General features: G+C 63.7%; 20 protein-coding genes and 1 tRNA gene. 10 read left to right on the top strand and 11 right to left on the bottom strand.

What is annotated here, in order from left to right; genetic code table 11:
• The first annotated feature begins 107 nt into the window (after positions 1–107).
• Positions 108–184 (top strand) — tRNA-Arg (locus tag LGH83_RS13900).
• A gap of 151 nt (positions 185–335) precedes the next feature.
• On the opposite strand, the gene LGH83_RS13905 is transcribed toward LGH83_RS13900, so the two are convergent.
• Genes LGH83_RS13905 through LGH83_RS13920 form a run of 4 tightly spaced genes read right to left on the bottom strand, consistent with a single transcriptional unit; the run spans position 336 to position 3,268 of the window.
• Positions 336–1,088 (bottom strand): amino acid ABC transporter ATP-binding protein, encoded by a 753-nt coding sequence (locus LGH83_RS13905; RefSeq protein WP_227399171.1) that lies wholly within the window; start codon positions 1,086–1,088, stop codon positions 336–338.
• On the bottom strand, positions 1,060–1,755 hold the full coding sequence (locus LGH83_RS13910; protein WP_131113885.1) for an amino acid ABC transporter permease: 696 nt from the start codon (positions 1,753–1,755) through the stop codon (positions 1,060–1,062). Before LGH83_RS13910 ends, LGH83_RS13905 begins: the two co-directional genes overlap by 29 nt.
• Positions 1,755–2,429, bottom strand: coding sequence for an amino acid ABC transporter permease (locus tag LGH83_RS13915; RefSeq protein ID WP_227399172.1), 675 nt, complete (start codon positions 2,427–2,429; stop codon positions 1,755–1,757). Before LGH83_RS13915 ends, LGH83_RS13910 begins: the two co-directional genes overlap by 1 nt.
• 29 nt (positions 2,430–2,458) lie before the next feature.
• Entirely contained in the window at positions 2,459–3,268 is an 810-nt protein-coding gene (locus LGH83_RS13920; RefSeq protein ID WP_227399173.1) for a transporter substrate-binding domain-containing protein, read from the bottom strand.
• Positions 3,269–3,417: 149 nt separating this feature from the next.
• Here LGH83_RS13920 and LGH83_RS13925 point away from each other — a divergent pair, with 149 nt between their 5' ends.
• From LGH83_RS13925 to LGH83_RS13945, 5 genes are read left to right on the top strand one after another with little or no spacing between them, the layout of a single operon-like run.
• A complete protein-coding gene (locus LGH83_RS13925) occupies positions 3,418–3,708 on the top strand; it encodes a (2Fe-2S)-binding protein (protein ID WP_227399174.1) in 291 nt (96 codons plus the stop codon).
• Positions 3,708–5,135, top strand: coding sequence for an NAD(P)/FAD-dependent oxidoreductase (locus LGH83_RS13930; RefSeq protein WP_227399175.1), 1,428 nt, complete (start codon positions 3,708–3,710; stop codon positions 5,133–5,135). Before LGH83_RS13925 ends, LGH83_RS13930 begins: the two co-directional genes overlap by 1 nt.
• Positions 5,132–6,307 (top strand): NAD(P)/FAD-dependent oxidoreductase, encoded by a 1,176-nt coding sequence (locus LGH83_RS13935; RefSeq protein WP_227399176.1) that lies wholly within the window; start codon positions 5,132–5,134, stop codon positions 6,305–6,307. Before LGH83_RS13930 ends, LGH83_RS13935 begins: the two co-directional genes overlap by 4 nt.
• A complete protein-coding gene (locus tag LGH83_RS13940; RefSeq protein WP_227399177.1) occupies positions 6,304–7,245 on the top strand; it encodes a dihydrodipicolinate synthase family protein in 942 nt (313 codons plus the stop codon). Before LGH83_RS13935 ends, LGH83_RS13940 begins: the two co-directional genes overlap by 4 nt.
• The gene (locus tag LGH83_RS13945) at positions 7,242–7,949 is read left to right on the top strand and encodes a GntR family transcriptional regulator (RefSeq protein WP_227399178.1); all 708 of its coding nucleotides are present in this window, start codon (positions 7,242–7,244) and stop codon (positions 7,947–7,949) included. Before LGH83_RS13940 ends, LGH83_RS13945 begins: the two co-directional genes overlap by 4 nt.
• A gap of 24 nt (positions 7,950–7,973) precedes the next feature.
• Here LGH83_RS13945 and LGH83_RS13950 read toward each other — a convergent pair whose 3' ends face one another.
• The gene (locus LGH83_RS13950; RefSeq protein WP_227399179.1) at positions 7,974–8,867 is read right to left on the bottom strand and encodes an SDR family oxidoreductase; all 894 of its coding nucleotides are present in this window, start codon (positions 8,865–8,867) and stop codon (positions 7,974–7,976) included.
• A 97-nt stretch (positions 8,868–8,964) separates the two neighbouring features.
• On the opposite strand from LGH83_RS13950, the gene LGH83_RS13955 reads away from it, so the two are divergent.
• The gene (locus LGH83_RS13955) at positions 8,965–9,807 is read left to right on the top strand and encodes a helix-turn-helix transcriptional regulator (RefSeq protein ID WP_227399180.1); all 843 of its coding nucleotides are present in this window, start codon (positions 8,965–8,967) and stop codon (positions 9,805–9,807) included.
• Positions 9,808–9,849: 42 nt separating this feature from the next.
• Here LGH83_RS13955 and LGH83_RS13960 read toward each other — a convergent pair whose 3' ends face one another.
• The 6 genes from LGH83_RS13960 to LGH83_RS13985 all read right to left on the bottom strand — a co-directional run bounded on the left by LGH83_RS13960 (position 9,850) and on the right by LGH83_RS13985 (position 14,898).
• Complete coding sequence (locus LGH83_RS13960) at positions 9,850–10,287, bottom strand: response regulator (protein WP_227399181.1); 438 nt, start codon at positions 10,285–10,287, stop codon at positions 9,850–9,852.
• 123 nt (positions 10,288–10,410) lie between these two features.
• Positions 10,411–11,139: a general stress protein gene (locus LGH83_RS13965; protein WP_227399182.1), complete on the bottom strand. Its 729-nt coding sequence runs from the start codon at positions 11,137–11,139 to the stop codon at positions 10,411–10,413.
• Positions 11,140–11,179: 40 nt separating this feature from the next.
• Positions 11,180–11,500, bottom strand: coding sequence for a PepSY domain-containing protein (locus tag LGH83_RS13970; protein ID WP_131113873.1), 321 nt, complete (start codon positions 11,498–11,500; stop codon positions 11,180–11,182).
• Between the two features lie 126 nt (positions 11,501–11,626).
• Positions 11,627–13,123 carry a helix-turn-helix transcriptional regulator gene (locus tag LGH83_RS13975; protein ID WP_227399183.1) on the bottom strand — a complete coding sequence of 499 codons (1,497 nt, stop codon included), beginning with the start codon at positions 13,121–13,123 and terminating at the stop codon, positions 11,627–11,629.
• 119 nt (positions 13,124–13,242) lie between these two features.
• Positions 13,243–14,352 (bottom strand): hypothetical protein, encoded by a 1,110-nt coding sequence (locus tag LGH83_RS13980; protein ID WP_227399184.1) that lies wholly within the window; start codon positions 14,350–14,352, stop codon positions 13,243–13,245.
• Positions 14,353–14,898 carry an ImmA/IrrE family metallo-endopeptidase gene (locus LGH83_RS13985; RefSeq protein ID WP_227399185.1) on the bottom strand — a complete coding sequence of 182 codons (546 nt, stop codon included), beginning with the start codon at positions 14,896–14,898 and terminating at the stop codon, positions 14,353–14,355.
• Positions 14,899–15,076: 178 nt separating this feature from the next.
• On the opposite strand from LGH83_RS13985, the gene LGH83_RS13990 reads away from it, so the two are divergent.
• Genes LGH83_RS13990 through LGH83_RS14000 form a run of 3 tightly spaced genes read left to right on the top strand, consistent with a single transcriptional unit; the run spans position 15,077 to position 17,993 of the window.
• Positions 15,077–15,457 (top strand): hypothetical protein, encoded by a 381-nt coding sequence (locus tag LGH83_RS13990; protein WP_227399186.1) that lies wholly within the window; start codon positions 15,077–15,079, stop codon positions 15,455–15,457.
• Between the two features lie 5 nt (positions 15,458–15,462).
• Positions 15,463–16,770 carry a sensor domain-containing diguanylate cyclase gene (locus LGH83_RS13995; protein ID WP_227399187.1) on the top strand — a complete coding sequence of 436 codons (1,308 nt, stop codon included), beginning with the start codon at positions 15,463–15,465 and terminating at the stop codon, positions 16,768–16,770.
• Positions 16,767–17,993, top strand: a complete 1,227-nt coding sequence (locus tag LGH83_RS14000; RefSeq protein WP_227399188.1) for an AMP-binding protein — start codon at positions 16,767–16,769, stop codon at positions 17,991–17,993. The genes LGH83_RS13995 and LGH83_RS14000 overlap by 4 nt, the downstream gene beginning before the upstream one ends.
• Positions 17,994–18,010: the final 17 nt, after the last annotated feature.

Here is an 18,010-nt window from a genome sequence, read left to right on the forward strand (position 1 = left end):
CGGGTTGCCAAGCCGGTTGGGATTGGGTACACGACCCTCACTGCAGCCTGACCGATCCGGTCGGGCCTACGATCTGTTTCCGGATCGTTTTGCCCCTCGCGGCATGCGCGCCCGTAGCTCAGCTGGATAGAGCATCAGACTACGAATCTGAGGGTCGGACGTTCGAATCGTTCCGGGCGCGCCAATTTCGATATACAGCAATTGCCGATCGTTTTGAACGAGGGTCGACGCCTGTCTCAACGGGCGATGGTCCGCGCCTGGCCGCTCCAATCGTTCCGTGCGGCGCCTCGATTGGATTGCAATCGACCCGCCCGATGTCAAAACCCGCCGAGTGATCAACCCGGGTTGGGCGATCGTCGCGAAATCTTTCCGACAAAGTCGCGGGTGCGGGCCACTGTCGGGGCATCGAAGATCTGGTCGGGTGGTCCGATTTCCTGGACCTTGCCGTCGGCCATGAAGGCGACGCGGTGCGACACGTCGCGTACGAAACTCATCTCATGCGACACGATCAACATCGTGATCTGCCCCGAGGCCAGCAACCGGATCGTATCCAGCACCTCGCTGACACGCTCGGGATCGAGCGCCGAGGTCACTTCGTCGAGCAGCAGGAGATCGGGCTTCAGACAGAGCGCGCGGGCGATGGCGACTCGCTGCTGCTGGCCACCTGACAACTGATCGGGATAAGCGTCCAGCTTGTCGCCAAGCCCAACCTTGTCGAGCAGGGCCCGCGCCTCGGCATCGACCTCCCGCCTATCCCGCTTCTTGATCGTCACGGGCGCCACGGTGACGTTTTTGAGAACCGTCATGTTGCCGAACAGATTATATTGCTGGAACACGATGGCCATGCGGTCGCGGGCCGCTTTGAGTGAGCGTCGGTCCGCATAATCGATCGACTGCCCGGCGAGCGTGACGCCGCCGTGCTCGGGCCGCAGCAACCCCGTGATGACCCGAAGCAGGGTGCTCTTCCCCGATCCCGACGGGCCGATCAGGCTGACGATCTCGCCGCGCTCGACCGACAGGTCGATGCCGTCGAGCACCGCAACTTTGCCGTAGCGCGCGCTAAGTCCGCGGATGTCGAGATGCGCCAAGGCGATGCTCCAGGTGGCCGCCGAGGCGCGCCAAGGGGTATGAGATGAGGAAGTACAAAAGCAGCACGGCGCCGAACACCAGAAAGGCCGAAAAGCCCTTGGTGTTGAGGATTTTGCCGGCCTGCGTGAGTTCGAGAACGCCGGCCTGCGACGCAAGCGCCGTATCCTTGATGAAGAGGACGAAATACCCAAAGACCGGCGGGAGGATCAGCGGCCATGCCTGCGGCAGCCGCACCAGCCGCAAGGTTTGCCAGGTCGAGAAATTCATCGCGGTGGCGGCCTCGATCTGGCTTTGATTGACTGCCCCGAGACCGCCGCGGATGATCTCCGCCACGAATGCGGTCGATATGACCGATGTGGCGATCAGCGCGATCGTCAGCGGCGATGCATCGAAACCGAGCACCTGCGCGCCGAAGAAGAACAGCATGAGCGTGACGAGGAACGGCACCCGCCGCACGATCTCGACATAGAAGCCGGCAAGAACGCGCATCGGCAGCAGCGGCCAGCCATGCGACATGCGCGCGAGCGAGACCAGAAACCCAATCACGAGGCCGACGAGGCACCCGACGGCCGAGAGCAGCAACGTCGTCAGCGCGGCTTCGCCCAACAGGATCAGATTGTACGATGTAAAGACTTGCGGGATCTGCGCGATGATATCGTTGAACATCACAGCACCTTGATCCGGACGCGGAACGCCAATCGCCCGACGACCGCAAGAAGCAGTGTGGCCGCAAAGGTGATCGCGACATAGATCACCGCCACCGTGGTGAAGACCTCAATCGAGCGGAACGTCGTCGAATTCACGTTATAGGCGCGGCCGGTGAGTTCCTCGACCCCGAAGACCGCCGCCATCGAGGTGCCGAGCGTCATCAGAATATATTGGTTGCTGAGCGCCGGCAGCACGACGCGGAAAATATGCGGCAGCACGACATGCCGGAGGGTTTGCAGCCGGTTCATGCCGAGCGTTTCGGCCGCGTCGAGTTCCTGCTGATGCACGGAGGCGAGGCCCGCCCGCAAGATTTCGGTCAGATAGGCGCCGGCATTCAGCGTCATGCCGATCAGCACTGCGGCGAAGGGCGAGAACAGCACGCCGAGATCCGGCAGGCCGAAGAAGATCACATAGATCTGCACGAGCTGCGGGGTGTTGGTGAAGAAGGCCACATAGATCCGGGCGAGGCGCGACAGAAGAGGACCGCCCTGGTTGCGGGCGATCGCGCCGCAGAGGCCGAGGATGGCACCGCCGGCGAAAGCCAGGATGCTGAGTTCAAGGCTGATCAGGGCCCCACCCAGAAAATAGGGCAGATAAGGCGTGATCTGACTATACTGCAGGACGTAGTGCATGGGTCGATCACGCCTTCACGAACGAGGCCTCAGAAATAGGGTGTGACCGGGATCGGATAGACCATGTCGATGCCGAACCACTTCTTGTAGGTCGTCGCCATGAAGCCGTTGCTCTGCAACTGGAACACCGCGGTATTGAGCCAGCTTTTCAGCGCATCGTTGCCGTGCGCGACGCCAATGCAATCGTAATCGACGTCGGGTTTGCTATCGAGGATGATCCGCGTCTCGGTCTTGTATGTCTTGGTATAGGGACCGATGTAATCGACCACGTCGACGATCGCGTCGCCGCGTCCCTGGAACAGCGCCCGCACTGCATCGGGATAATTGTCGAACAACGTGACTTGCGCTTTCGGCATGTGGGTCTTGACATATTCGACCGGGGTCGTGCCGCGCACCTCGATCAGATGAACGTCGGCCGAATCGAGATCCGCGAGGGTCTTGAACGGCTTGTCCTTCAGCGTCATGGCGCTGATCGCCTCGGTCTGGATCGGCAGCGAGAAATCGATCACCTTGGCCCGGTCCGGTGTGCGCGTTAGGGCGCCGAGCACGATATCGGCCTTGCCGGTCACCACAAACGGCACGCGATCGGCCGAGTTGACCTGGACCAGCGAGACGTCGACGCCGAGCATCTGGCTCAGTTTGGTGGCGACGTCGACATCGAAGCCTTCGATCTCGTTCTTGTCGTTGAAGCGACCGAGTGGCGGCAGATTGGGGTTGATGCCGACCACCAGCTTTTTGGCCGACAGAATATCGTCGAGGCTGTGGGCCGACGCCGGAGCGGGAGACATGGCAACCAAGGCCATGCCGGCCAATCCGCAAATGATCTTCAAGGCACTCATGGTTCGACCCTCTCCTATGCGCCGTCCGATCGTGCCAGTCTGGCAGACAGGTTGCGCCAACCCCTTTAACGGTGTACGTATCGTATACCGTTCGGACGCGAAACAAACACCAAGATGGATGAAAGTCAATCCACCATGAGGCTGCCGCCATGATCTCGGTTTCCCTTCGTGCCGCCGACATTCAGCGCGGGGCGCCCCTCGCGTTCAGCTTCGATGGCGTGATGGTTCCAGCCTATGCCGGCGAGTCCATCGCGGCCGCGTTACTGGCGGCGGGCATCCGCATCTTGCGCACAAGCCCACGGGACGCGCAGCCGCGCGGGGCCTTCTGCTGGGTGGGGCTATGCCAGGAATGTACCGTGGTGGTCGATCATGTCCGTCGGCCGGCCTGCCGTGTCATCGTGCGTGAGGGCATGCAGGTGATGTCGGGAACGATCGCGTGATGGGTTCGCCCGACCTTCTCGTCATCGGCGCAGGGCCGGCCGGCATCGAAGCCGCCCTCGCGGCCGCGTCGTGCGGATTGGCCGTCACGCTGGTCGATGAAGCGCCCGCCGCTGGCGGCCAGGTCTATCGCGCTCCCCCGGCCGCCTTCTCGGGCGGCAGTGCGTCGCCCGAGCGCAGGACCGGAGACGCGCTTCGGGCCCGCCTCGCCGCAAGCCCGGTGACCGTCGTGTTCGACCATATGGTCTGGTCCATATCGCCCGGGTTCCGAGTCGACGCGCTTGGGCCAGACGGCCCGCGCTCCTGGCGCGCGCGCGCCGTCGTCACCGCCACGGGGGCGCAGGAACGGGTCGTTCCGTTTCCGGGATGGACTCTGCCGGGCGTCACCGGCCTCGCGGGGGCCACGATCCTCCTGAAATCCCAGGGTATGCTGCCGGGACGTCGAACGCTGGTGGCGGGCTGCGGCCCGCTGCTGCTGGCGGTCGCGGTTGCGATCCTGAAGGCGGGCGGCGAGGTCGCGGCCGTGGTCGATCTATCGTCGCGCCGCGACTGGCTGTCGCGTGGTCCTGCCCTCCTGGCGCGGCCGGACTTGGCGGCACGCGGCACGGCCTGGGTGAGCCGCCTCATGGCGGCGGGGGTGCCGCTCCTGACGCGTCAGGGTGTACGGCGGGCCGAGGCCATGCCCGACGGCCGCCTCGATATCGTGATTGGGCCTGTCGATGCCGCGAGGCGTCCCATCGTGAACGGTCGTGAACGACATTTTACGGTCGATGCCGCGGCTGTCGGGCACGGCTTGACACCATCGACCGATGTGACGCGACTGCTGCGGGCCGAACATCTGTTCGATGACGCGCGCGGCGGCTGGTTGCCGCTGACCGACGCCGAGGGTCGAACCAGCATTCCGCTGTTGTTCGCGACCGGTGACGGCGCGGGACTGGCCGGAGCGGCCGCGGCCGCAACCGACGGGCGCCTCGCGGGGCTCGCGGTCGCGCGCGACCTCGGTGCTCTTCCGGCGTCCGAGCATCAGCGGATCAGCGGCAAGCTGAAACCCGCTGCCGCCCGCGCCCGTCGCTTCGGCCGCGCGATGGCCAGCCTGATGGCGCTGCGGCCCGGCCAGATCGACGCCATTCCGCCCGACGCCATCGTTTGTCGGTGCGAAGATGTCACCCGCGCCGAGATCGAGGCTGCGATGCGCGAGGGCTCAGCCACCGCAAACCAGGTGAAAGCCTGGACGCGGTGCGGCATGGGGCCGTGCCAAGGGCGCATATGCGGCGATATCGTCGGCGCTTTGCTGGTCCGCGCGGGCGCCTCGCGCGACACCGTCGGTCATTTCACCGGCCGCTCCCCGTTTCGCCCGCTGCCCCTCGATCAGCTGACCGGCAACGTGGCCTATGCCGACCTCATCCTCCCACCACCGGCGCCGCTATGAGCGAGGCGCAGCAGTCCAGCATCGTCGATGTCGATGTCGCTGTCATCGGCGCGGGCGCCATGGGCGCCACCGTTGCGCTCCATCTCGCGCGTGGCGGCATGACGGTCGCGTTGATCGATCGCGGCGACGTTTGCCGGGAGGCATCGGGCGTCAATGCCGGAACCCTCACGCTGCATATGACGCGCGCCGCCCTCATTCCCTATGCGATGCGAGGACGCCAATTATGGATCGACGCGCCCGAGTGGCTCGGCTCCGACGTCGGTGCCCGGTCGGCGCCCGGCCTATCGCTGGCCTTCACGCCAGCCGAGCAGGACATGCTGGAGAAGCGGGCTGCGGCCCGCTCCGCCATGGGTGCGCCGATCCGGCTCGTCACGCCGGCCGAAGCCCGTCAGATCGAGCCCGGGCTCAACGAGGGAGTCATCGCGGCCGCATATTGCGAGCTCGATGGCCATGTCACGGCCTATTTGACCGGCCGAGCTTATCGCCAGGCCCTTCTGGCTGCCGGCGTCTCGGTGATGGAACACTCGCCGGTCGATGCGATCCACCGCCACGAGGCGGGCTTCGACATCCTCGTCGGAGGATGCCGGCGGATCAGCGCCAAGCGGCTGGTGTTGGCGGGCGGGGTCTGGCTCGAGACGATGCTGGCCTGGATCGGTCTGCGCGTGCCGGTCAAATGTCTGGTCAATCAGCTGATCGTCACCGAACGGATGCGTCCGGTGATGCGAAGCGTCGTCGGTATCGCCAACGGCCTGCTGTCGCTCAAGCAATTCGAGAATGGCTCGGTGCTGATCGGCGGCGGCTGGCAGGGCATCGGGGATCCGCAACGCGGCGGCGTCGAAGCCAATCCCGATAATCTCGTCGGCAATGTCCGCCTGGCGCGGCACGCGATTCCGGCCCTCGCCGAAACCCGCATTCTTCGCATCTGGCTGGGCCTCGAATCGGAGACCGCCGATGCCATGCCGATGATCGGCCCGCTTCCGGGCATCGACGACGCTTATGTGATCGGCTGCGTGCATTCGGGTTATACGAGCGCCCCCTATATGGGGCTGCTGCTGGCCGAACGGATTCTCGGCCGCGAGCCCGAGATGCCCCTGTTTGACCCCGCCCGGCTCATCCTGCCGGACCCGGTCGGGCAACCCGACATCACGAACCCTCTGGAGAAAACAGCGTGATCCCGAATGCAGCTCACCCGTTCCGTGGGATCTACGTCGCCACGCTCACGCCGTTCCGTGCCGACGGCCGGATCGACGACGCGGTTCTGGCGGCGCATTTTCGCACCGTCACGGCAGGGCCGGGGATCGCTGGCGTGTTGTGCAACGGGCATGCGGGGGAGAATTTCCTGCTCAGCCGCGAGGAGCGCCGACGCGTGACGGAGATCGCGGTCGAGACGATCGGGCGAACCCATATCGTTGTCTCGGGCGTCCTCTGCGAATCGAGCGACGAGGCGGCCCAGCATGGCGCCGACGCAGCCGAGGCCGGCGCCGATGCGGTTCTCGTGTTTCCGCCATTCTCCTGGGCGCTCTCACAGGATGCCAGCATGGCGGTGACGCACCACGCCCGCATCGCCGAGGCGGCTGGCATTCCGCTCATGCTCTATCAGGCCGGTGTCGCATCGGCGCTCGCCTATCGGCCCGAGGTGCTTGCAAAGCTCGTTCGTCTACCATCCGTGGTGGGGATCAAGGAAGGCAGCTGGGAAAGCAACGCTTATGACCGCAACCGCCGGCTGGTCAAACGTATCGCGCCCCATGTCGAGATGATGGCATCGGGAGACGAGCATCTGCTCTCCTGCTTCGTGATCGGCACCGAGGGGAGCCTCGTCAGCCTTGCGGCCCTGATGCCGGACGAGATCGTGGCGCTTGAGGCCGCTGTGCGCCGTGGCGACCTCGATCAGGCCCGCGCGCTGCACGAGCGCATCCAGCCCCTCGCCAACGCGATCTACGGGGTTGCGCCGGGCGGGTTGGCGACGGCTCGCCTGAAAGCCTGTATGGTGCTGCTCGGACGCTGGTCGAATGGCGCGACCCGCGCCCCGATCACCGGCTTGTCGGCGATCGAGATCGCCGATCTTCGCGACGCGCTGGAGACGGCGGGGCTGATCGAGCCCTCCGCATGAGGGCCGGTGAGCCTTTGAGCGTCACGCTCCAGACCCCAGACCCGGACGCGAGTCTCGCCGAACGCGCCTATGACGAGCTCGGGCGCATGATCCTCACGCGGACCTTGCCGGGCGGCAGTTCGGTGGTCGAAGGTCGCCTCGCGCAGCAACTCGACATCTCGCGCACGCCGATGCGCGAGGCGATTCTACGCCTCGCCGCCGAGGGTCTGCTCGTGAAGCAAGGGTCGCGCTCCTATGTGGTGCGGCAGGTGCAACCGGTCGAATTCTTCCAGGCGCTGAAGATCCGCGAATTGCTCGAAGCCGAAGCGATCGAACTCGCGATCGGACGCGTGCCAAAATCGACGCTCGACGGCTTGCGCGAGGGGATCACGCGATTGGGCTCGCTCGGCGTCCAGGATACGGCCCATTGGGAGATGGACGATCGGCTCCATCTGCTGTTTCCCGAGGTCCTCGGCAATGGCGTTCTGGTTCGCATGATCCGATCGCTGCGCGTCACCACGCGATTGTTCGAATTGACGAGCCCGGCCGGACGCGTGGCGGCCGATGCGGCCGAACATCTCGATATCCTGAAGGCGTTCGAAAGTGGCGACGCCCGCCGCGCGCGGGCCGCCATGGTGACGCATCTGCGGAATGTCGCGGCCGAGATCCTGGATGTGGTGAGCGGCCGCGACGGCGCCTCGCACCGACGGCGATCGCGCGGCTGACGCCGCGACCGCTCTTGGGCGGGACTACGCCGTGCCGTAGTCCATGTTTTCGAGGTCGGTGATGAGGTCGGGGCCGGTCGGGTGCCATCCGAGCCGCTTCCGCGTGAGCGCGCTCGAGGCCAAAAGATCGAGACCGACGAACATCGCGAGCCACCCGAAATGGGCCGCCGCTTCGTCCGGCGAAAGCGCGACCACCGGCACCTTCAAGCCTCGACCGATCGTCTCCGCGATCGCGCGGACCGACACGCCTTCCTCGGCAACCGCGTGATAACGAGCGCCGGCCTCGCGCTTCTCCAACGCGAGCCGGTAAAGGCGCGCGACGTCGAGCACATGCGCGGCTGGGTAGCGATTGCGTCCATCGCCCACATAGGCCGAGACGCCCTTCTCGCGGGTGAGCGCCACCAAGGGCGTGATGAGCCCCTGCTTGACCGTGTCATGCACCTGGGGAAGGCGCACCACCGACACGTTGACGCCTGCATCCGCCAGGGCTGCACCGGCCAGCTCCGAAGCCTTGCGGGGGTTCGGGTGATCGATATTGAAGGCGTCTTCGGTTGCCGGCTCGCCCTGCACCGCATTCCCCATGCCGGTGCCCGAGGTGATGACCAAGGGGCGGTCGGATCCGACGAGCGCGGCGCCAAGAGCCTCGATATTGCGTCGATCCTTGTCGCAATTCGCCAGGAAGTTGGAGAAGTCATGGTCGAAGGCGCAGTGGATGACGCCGTCGGCCTCGGCCGCGCCGCGCCGCAGGCTCGCCGGGTCGTTGAGATCCCCACGATAAGGCTCGACGCCGGCGATCGCGAGAGCCTGGGCTCCTGCATCCGACCGCGTCAGTCCGAGCACCTGGTGGCCTGCGCCGATGAGTTCCGGGATGATGGCCGATCCGATAAAGCCGGTCGCGCCGGTGAGAAATATGCGCATTGGAAGTCTCCGATGAGAGTGCGTCTCCTCTATCGGCTGACCCTCTATCCTGTTAAAGTAGTGACCTTATCGTGGTATAATCATCAACAGGATCGCCATGCCCGAGACCGATAATCTGCTGGGGCATTTTCTCAAGGATCGTCGCGCCCGCCTCGATCCCATCGCCTTGGGTTTCTCAGGGCGCCGTCGCACGCCAGGCCTGCGCCGGGAGGAGGTCGCCCAACGCTCGAACATCAGCCCGACTTGGTACACATGGTTGGAGCAAGGACGCGGTGGGGCGCCGTCGGCCGATGTTTTGAACCGAATTGCCGGTGGCCTGATGCTGACCGACATCGAGCGGGAGCACCTCTTCATGCTCGGGCTCGGGCGTCCCCCCGAGGTGCGTTACACGCCAGGCGAAGGCGTGACGCCGCGTTTGCAGCGCGTTCTCGACGCCTTCGAGGTCAGTCCCGCGCTAATCAAGAGCGCAACCTGGGATGTCGTCGCGTGGAACCACGCCGCAGCCGTGGTGCTGACCGATTATGGCAAGCTGCCGTCGAGCGAACGCAACATTCTTCGCATCATGTTCAGCAATTCGAAGGTCCGCGCCGCGCAACCGGATTGGAACAGCATGGCGCGTTTCGTGGTCGCGGCCTTCCGGGCCGATGCGGCACGCGCCGGAGCCGTTTCCGAAGTCGCCGATCTGGTTGAGGACCTCTGTCGATTGAGCCCCGAGTTCAAAGTCTTTTGGCAGGATAATGAGGTTCGAAGTCACGGCGATGGTGTAAAGCGGCTCCAGCATCCGACCCTCGGTGCGATCGAAATGGATTACTCCACCTTCGCGGTCGACGCGCGGCCGGATCTCAGCATGATCGTTTACAATCCAGTGTCAGTCGCCGATGGCGATCGAATCCGCACCCTCATCGCGACGCATCACGTGAGCGCAGCCGCCGCATCCTAACGACGCTGGTTCGGCGACGGCGTCGGTCAGGCAGGACCAAACTCAGCTGCGGTCGGGGACTTGCTGCTCGGCAGGGCCTGTCGGCTGGCAAGCCGCCGCTTCCTTCATCAGGCGTTCCAGCGCGTCGACGATCTGCGCCATTTCATAGGGCTTTTGATGCGCCGGAACCTGCGGGAAATGTTGACGCACGAAGGTATCATTGCCCGTCACGAAGACGAATGGAATGTTGCGCGCCACAAGCGCTTTTGCGGCCGGAAATGACAATTGCCCGCGCAAATGGACATTCAGCATGGCGAGATCGATCGTCGTATTCTCGATCGCCGCAAGAGCTTCTGGAAGACTCGCGATGGGGCCGATCGGAATTGCGCCGAGCTCCTGCAACTCATCGATCAGTTCGACAGCCAGGAGCATCTCGTCTTCGACGACAAGAACCCGGAAGCCAGCTAAGCGCGTCGGCTGAACGTCATCGGAGAGGGTCATGGTGTCCTTAAGCGGCATGCCCATCACGAGCCAAAAAGGCATAACCGCTGACGATCAGCGGCCGGCCTCATCTCGGACGGGTCGCCGACGGGAGACGCGATGCGGCCTCCGTCGGCGTGATCGTCAGAGCTTACGGGTCGGGTGTTCGCCGCTGACGTTCGTTCCAAGCGTGTTGTCGACCGCGCGCGTGGCGGAATTGTCGCGGATCGGATTTGGCCGTGATGTCAGGTCGTCACGGTCCATGTCGGAGATCGTGCGGTCACGAAAGGCATCTCCCGCCACGCCGGTCAGGGGACGGTTGATCGGGCGGGTCGTCATGCCGGGACGAAGACCAGCGTCAACTCCAAGCGGGGCGATCGGAGCCGTCATATCGGCGCGCAACTCGCCATGCTCAAGAATGTTCTCGACGCGCGACGCCATGGCATCATCGGTCCGAACCGTCACAAGTGTCCCACCGCGACCGACATGGTCCGTGTAGGTCTTGGCATCGGCGTCATCGATACCCGCGCCGGTCAGCGAACCGAGCAGGCCGCCCGCCGCTGCCCCGACACCGGCACCCGTCAGCGTTGCGATGAGCCAACCTGCCGCCACGACCGGTCCGACTCCCGGAATGGCCAGCATGCCGATCCCCGCCAGGAGGCCAGCGCCACCGCCGAGGATCGTCCCGGCTGTTGCGCCCGTTCCGGCCGCGGTCGTCTCTGTCGTGTCATCCGTAACCGCAGGTGCGGTGGACCGGGTCTTGTCTCCCGACACGAGGCTGATGTCGTCGTGCCGCACGCCGGCTGCCTCGAGCGCCGTAACGGCTCGGGTCGCCTGGTCGTAAGTATCGTAGCTGTGAGCGATCATTCGCATGATGAATTATCCTTAAAACGATAGGGAGTTTGGCTTGACGTTACTGCTGGCCGACATTGCCCTTGTAATCGAGCCAGACACCGACGCTGGCGCTGCCCTTCATGCCCTGGCCGCGCCACACACCATCATTGTCCTTCTTGAGAGCCGTAACCTTGGTGAAGCCTTCCTTCTCGATGCGGCCTTGCGCCTGGCCTTCGGTGAAGGAATTGGCGCCCTTGGCGGGCTGCATGGCATTGGCGCCGGTGGTCGCGACAGCCTGATTGCTGTTGCCGTCCTGAGGGGCCGTCGTCGTGGTTGCGGTCTGGGCCGAAGCGGCTGTCGCGAAAAGGCTGCTGACGAGCACGAACGTCGCGAATTTCATTGTCGACTTCCTTATGAGGATGAGCACCCTGTTTCGGGACGCTCGATAGCCTTAAAAGAGCCAAGAAACCGCAAGGTTCCGTAGAAAAATTACTGGTCGTTTTTGACTAATTTGCCTAAGCGAATTCTACCGCTTTTTGGCACGGATGGAGCGTTTCGGCTCCGGCGCATCGACGAGGCCGCGCTCGCGCGCCCAGACCACGACGGCGCTGCGGCGGTTGACACCGAGCTTGCGGTGGAGGGACGCGACATGGTTGCGAACCGTGTTGGGCGAGAGGGCCAGCTCCTCGGCGATCTCCTGATCGGTCGACCCATGGCCGACGCGCTTCAACACCTCGCGCTCGCGCCGTGTCAGAGACGTTTCGCTCGGAGCGGCCTCGCCCGGCCGCGGTGGTTGCCGGAGCGTCGCAAGCTTATCGAGCACGCCCCGGGTGAACCACGACGCGTCCGACATTGCCGCCTCGATCGCGGCGATCAGGTCTTTTTCAGATCGACGCCGTTCCGTGATGTCCTGCAGCGTACAGAGCACGCAGGCTTCGCCATCGATCGTCACGCTTTCGGCCGAGATCATGCAATCGAGCTCTGACCCGTCCTTTGCCCGGAGGCGGCCATCGAAATTCCTAACGGCTCCAGCCCGCTTCAGCTCGCGGTCAAAGCGGCGCTCGAGCTTGGGGTCGATCCAGAGGCCGATCTCGGCGGCCGTCTTTCCCAGGCAATCGTCGAGATGGTGACCGAAGGTCTGGGTGAAGGAATCGTTGAGGCCGGAGATGGCAAGTCCGGCCCGCTTGCCGATCAAGGTCGGGACCGGCGTCAGCTGAAACGCCTTGGCAAAGCGTTCTTCACTCTGCTTCAGGGCGATCTCAGCCTTCCGTCGCGCCTCGAGATCCGCAAATGTGAACAGCATACATCTGGTATCACCCGGCATGTCGATCGGATGACCGGCCACGATCACCCATTTGTTGCTATCCGCAGGGACGTCGAGGCAAGCCTCCCTTTGCCGGATGGTTTCGCCGGCGTGCAGGTGCTCGATGGCGGCGGCCCGCTGCTCCGCCTGCCTCAGCACATCAACCTCGTAGACCGATCGGCCGACCACCTGGTTTTCCTTGAACCCGGTCAGTTCGAGAAAGCCCTGGTTGACGCGACAGAATCGAAAATCCGAGAGGCGACAAATCGCGGCCGGGGCCGGGTTGGCGCGGAACATATGCTCGAACCGCTGTTCGGCTTCGACAAGTTCCGTATCATTCCGGATCAGCAGGCCGGAGTGCAGGCCGCCTTGTTCGCCGTTCCGATCGATGAGGCTCCGAACCCTGAAAATCGACTGATGCTGCCCGTCCCCGACCTTGGCGACGCGGATCACCATGTCGGAGAAGGCTTCGCCCCGCGCCGCCCGGGCCAGTGGATCCTGCTTCGGATCGAGCGGATGCGACCGTGCGTTGCTGAGGATAAAGCGCTTGTGAAAGCCCGCGATCGACCCACCAAGCTCGTCGAGCCGGCTGACGCCATGCATCGCGAGCGCGGCCGTGTTGGCGAAGGTCAGTGTCCCGTCAGGCCTGATCAGCAAGACGCCCTCGCTGAGGTCCGCCACCATGGCCTTCCAGTCCGCCTCGTCGGCCTCTATGCTCAAACGCAAATCTCCGCTGCGTCGACCCTCGACATGGTCGGGCGCTCGAAGCAGCAACGTCGCGGAGCGGGACAGGTTGCGTTTCCGGGTCGACGTCGCGGGCGAGCCATGAGACCGAGGCGTTAGCGGCCCGATCGGCGCGCCGACGGCAGGCTCGTGGCCTTCTTGATCAACGTGTCGCCGATTGACCGAACGCGATCCATGACGTTCGCTTCGTGCGACTTGTCGAGCAATCGGTCCTGCGCCCGCTGAGCTTCCCCTTCGAGCTCGCGTTTCGTCTTTTCTTCTTCTTCCTTGGCGGTCGCGGCCCAAGCCAAAGCGAAGGTCCGGTAGTTTTCAGGCAGCGAGGTTTCCGACAAGCTCGGCACCTCGACCGCTTCGTCGAGGAAATAAGCCGCAAGAAAAGCCTTCAATTGATCATTCTTGGTTTCCGCGACGCCCATCAGCGTCTTTTCATGTTCTTTGACCGACTTCCGAAGCGGATTGCGTTCGGTATCCAAGACGGTGATCGGGTACGTTTTGCCCGTCGTCACACCCTTTAGCGTTTCTCGTCCCGCGTAATGCAGCTTGACGTTGAGTTTACCGCCCGCCGCCAGATCGCAGAGAAGATAAGCCAGTTCCGCCGAAATCGAAATTCGGTCGATGCCGGAAAAGGTCGAGATCCGAAATCCGGTATCGATACTTTGGCCGAGAAAATCATAACCTTGCGGGTTGGTCTCGGCGCTGGCTTCGAATTCTTCGGTCGTTTCGAGGTTGAGCGTTCGGATTTTCTGAGAGATGCTGACCGAGATGTTCGGATAGGGGAAGGCGGCGATCCAGGCGGTCCCCTTGACCGCGAGGCCGGCCGGCAGTTTTCCGGCGTCCTCGATCCGTCGGGTCTCCAAGGCCTTGCTGTGCATGTCGAGAGTCGAGATGAACGCGTTGATGCAGATGGAGAGATGGTCGATGTCTTCGATCTTGTTGCAGAAGACGATTTCGTCCCCGATCGTTTTCCAGATCAGGGGTGGCTTTTCCTGAATGTCCGCTCGTTTGTCCGTCTCTGCGAGCCTGCGGAATTTCGCCGTCAGGGTCGCCGGAAAGCCGCGATAGAACTTTCGGATTTCATCGACCCAGATCGGATGAGGATTGCTGACCTTGGCTCGATCCGCGCCACGCCCAAGCTTGAAGGCGGTCGAACCGACGAGATCGACAGACAGGAACAGGCGAATGCGATAGCGAGGGCATTCTGGCACTTACGTAATGCCAAGGCTGGTTTTCCGCATCTCTGCGGCGGCATAGCTGACCGAGAAGGTCATGGCGAGTTCGTTGAGATCCATCTGCTTCGCATAGCTCGCGAAGTCTTCCGCAGGCATCAAAAACGCGGCCGCAAACCAATTCGCTTCCCATTCGGCTCGGCGTTGGTCTTCATCGTCGTCATCGACCCAGGTGGTCGCGATCATGGGCGAGGGCGCACCATCGACGCTTGTCAGCGGATAGTGAATGAAAAGGTGGCCGAGTTCATGCGCGATCGTAAAGCGATCGCGCTCCGGCGACGTCATGGTGCCGAGATAAATCGTAAAGTCGTTACCGCCGCGAACCACGATGGACTCGCTGGCATTCGAGTTGACGTAGATTGGATTGCGATAGGCGATGATGCCACCAAGTGTCGCGACGATCGGCTCCAGCGTATTGCCGATTTGAAAACCAAGTTGGCGGGCGATATCCTCGGCATAAGCCGAAATGACGGCTTTCGAGGCACGCGCCGGAACGGGTTTCGCTGATGACTGAAGTGTATCCACTTTGTGATCTTCGCACGGCGACATCGTCCTTGTCCCGTTCTTTAAGGATCGTGGCGCCATTTCAGTTTCTCGTGTTCGCTCGTCTGCCGGACTCGTATATGGTCCCTTAGTCATCGGAGCTTAGACGTCGTCGTCATACGCCGTCCTTCGCCGCGCGCCATCGCCCGAAAGGCCAACCATGTCGTCCGACCAACACGCTTTCGACTTTGCCAATATCACGCTGGCGGATCTCGATCGGCTCGATTCCACGGCCATCAACGACCTTCCGTTCGGCGTCGTCGGGTTGTCGCCCGAAGGTTTGGTGAAGGTTTACAGTCAAACTGAGAGCCGCGCGGCCGGTCTTTCGCTCGACAGCGTCTTGAACACGCATTATTTCGCGACAATAGCGCAGTGCATGAACAACTTCATGGTCGCGCAGAAATTCGAGGACGAGGCGACGCTCGACACCATGCTTGATTACGTTCTGACGCTTCGGATGCGGCCGACCCCGGTCAAACTCCGATTGCTAAAGGGAAGCGATGCGTCGCTGAGCTATATATTGATTTTGCGTTCCAGGTGACCGCCGTGGACGATGATCTCGAGCGCGACCGGACGGAGCTGCTTCAATTCCTCTATGCTTGTCCGGTTGGCCTGATCCGAGCCGATGCGACAGGCGCGATCACGATGCTCAATCCGGTTGCGATGCAACTGCTGCTCGGGCTCGGCAGCGTGGCGCAGAGCATGAACCTTTTCGCCGCGATCGAGGGCTACGCGCCCGAGTTGCGGCACGTCGTATCGGACTTCGAGGCCGAGCAAGGGCAGATCTGCCAAGGCCACCGCGTCTTCGTGGGCCGTTCGAAAGGGGGTAAGACCGATATCCCCCAGGTTCTGGCCTGCACGATCGTGAAGCTGGGCAAAGACCAACTCATCGTGACGCTCGAAGATATCTCCGAGCGCGTGGCTCAGGAGCGTCGCTTGAAACAGGCCGATGCTTGGTTTTCGTCGCTTCTGAATGCCAAAGACGATTTTGCCATCCTGGGGTTGGATCTCGACGGCCGCATACAAACCGCCGACGCGGCCGTGCTGTTGCAGACCGGCTTCGATGAGCGTGACCTTGTCGGCGCTCATATCAGCATTCTCGATCGACCAGATCCGGCCTCCTCGTCGATGAGCATGACGGATGAGATCGCCGTCGCGCATCGGGACGGCTGGCACCTCGCCGAGAGCTGGTCCGCGTTGCGCGATGGGGGGCGTTATCGGTGCCATCGCCTGATTTCGGTGCGCGGGGACGACAGCGGCGCGGGCCAGCAGGTTGTGGGCTATACTGCGGTGCTCCGCCCGGTGGCGCAATCCCGGATGGATGCGGATAAGATCAGACGCCGTCTGACCACCGACCATCTCACAGGCGTCTGCAACCGCGCCCATTTTTTCGATATTGCCGAAGAAGAGCTTCGCCGCTGCTCGCGGAGCGGCAGGCCGGTCGGGCTCATCAGCCTCGACATCGATTATTTCAAGCTGGTCAACGACACTCATGGACATGGGGTGGGAGATCAGGTCTTGAAATTGGTCGCGAGCGCTTGCGCGGCCGTCCTCCGTCCGATCGACACACTGGCGCGTCTCGGAGGCGAGGAATTCACCGCGATGCTGCCGGGCGCCGATGCCGTTCTGACGTCGACCATCGCGGAGACGATGCGATCGGCGATCGCATCCGCATCGATCAAGGTCGGTGGAACGGATCTTCACGTTACGGCAAGTTTCGGCTGGGTTGTCGGCTCAGCCGCAACCGGGTCTCTCGCGGATCTGGTTCAACAAGCGGATCGAGCCCTCTACACCGCCAAGCGGAGCGGGCGTGACCGCGTCGTGGAAGGTCGTCCCGCGTCGCCTGTCGCTTGACGGCTCAAAAGCTCCCCTTCTTGTCTCGCGCGGCGCTGGGTCGCGTCTTGCAGAGCCTGTTGAGCCAAGAGCGAGCGGCGGCACGGGGCCGACGGGGTCTGCTGCCGTCACCGACGCGATTGCCGGACGTGTGGCCCGAGACGCTTCCGATGCAGGGTGAGGGCGAGGTCTCGGTCGCGGCGGATTCGCTCGAGATCCTTCAACTCGCCGCCTCCGCTAACGAAATGTTCCACCTCTACGACAGCGGCGACGAGGCCAATCTGTTGGCGACCGACACGTTCGGTGGCTGGCTCGACCACATCGAAGCCGTGCTGCGCGGTGGCGGATCGGGCATCACTTTCTCGAGTTCGGGATCGAGCGGCGTTCCGAAACGCTGCTGCCACTCCGCCGCGCATCTGGTGGCCGAGACCTCGTTCCTCGCCGATCGGTTGAGCGACCGGCGGCGCATCGTCGCCATGGCACCGGCTCATCACATCTACGGCTTCATTTTCACGGCCCTGCTTCCCGACCATCTCGGCGTCGATGTGTGGCCGGCCGAGCGGGCGAGTCCTGCCGACCTTGCCCGTGATCTGCGAGCAGGCGATCTCATCGTCGGTTTTCCGGAACGATGGCGCTGGGTCGAGCGCAGCATCCGTCATGTGGCTCCGGGCGTGACCGGCGTGACCTCGACGGCGCCGTGTCCCGAGGCGCTTATCGCGTCCCTCCGCGACAGGGGCCTTGCCCGAATGATCGAGGTCTATGGATCGTCCGAGACCGCGGGGATCGCGTTACGGGACGACCCCGGCGATCCCTATGCGCTGATGCCCCATTGGCGGTTTTCGGACGAGTCGCGGGAGGAGGCGCCCGAACTCCTCCACCTCTCCGGGCTCAGGGCCGATCTGCCGGATCGGATCGTCTTGACGGATGATGGTCGGTTCCGGCTGGCGGGACGGCGCGACGGCGCCGTTCAGGTCGGCGGCGTCAACGTCAGTCCCAGCGCCGTCGCGGCCCAGCTCGCGGGGCGACCCGGCGTGCGAGAGGCGGCGGTTCGTCTCATGCGTCCGGAGGAAGGCAGCCGCCTGAAGGCCTTCGTCGTGCCGCAACCCGGCGTGGACGTGGACCGCCTCGAAGCCGACCTCGTGGATTGGACGAGGCGCAACCTCACGGCGGCCGAGCGGCCGACCATGGTGGCGTTCGGCGACGATCTTCCCAGATCCGATCTCGGCAAGAATGCCGATTGGTAGGGTCAAGCGTCGGCGCC

Source organism: Lichenihabitans sp. PAMC28606 (assembly GCF_020616535.1).
Lineage (GTDB): Bacteria > Pseudomonadota > Alphaproteobacteria > Rhizobiales > Beijerinckiaceae > Lichenihabitans > Lichenihabitans psoromatis.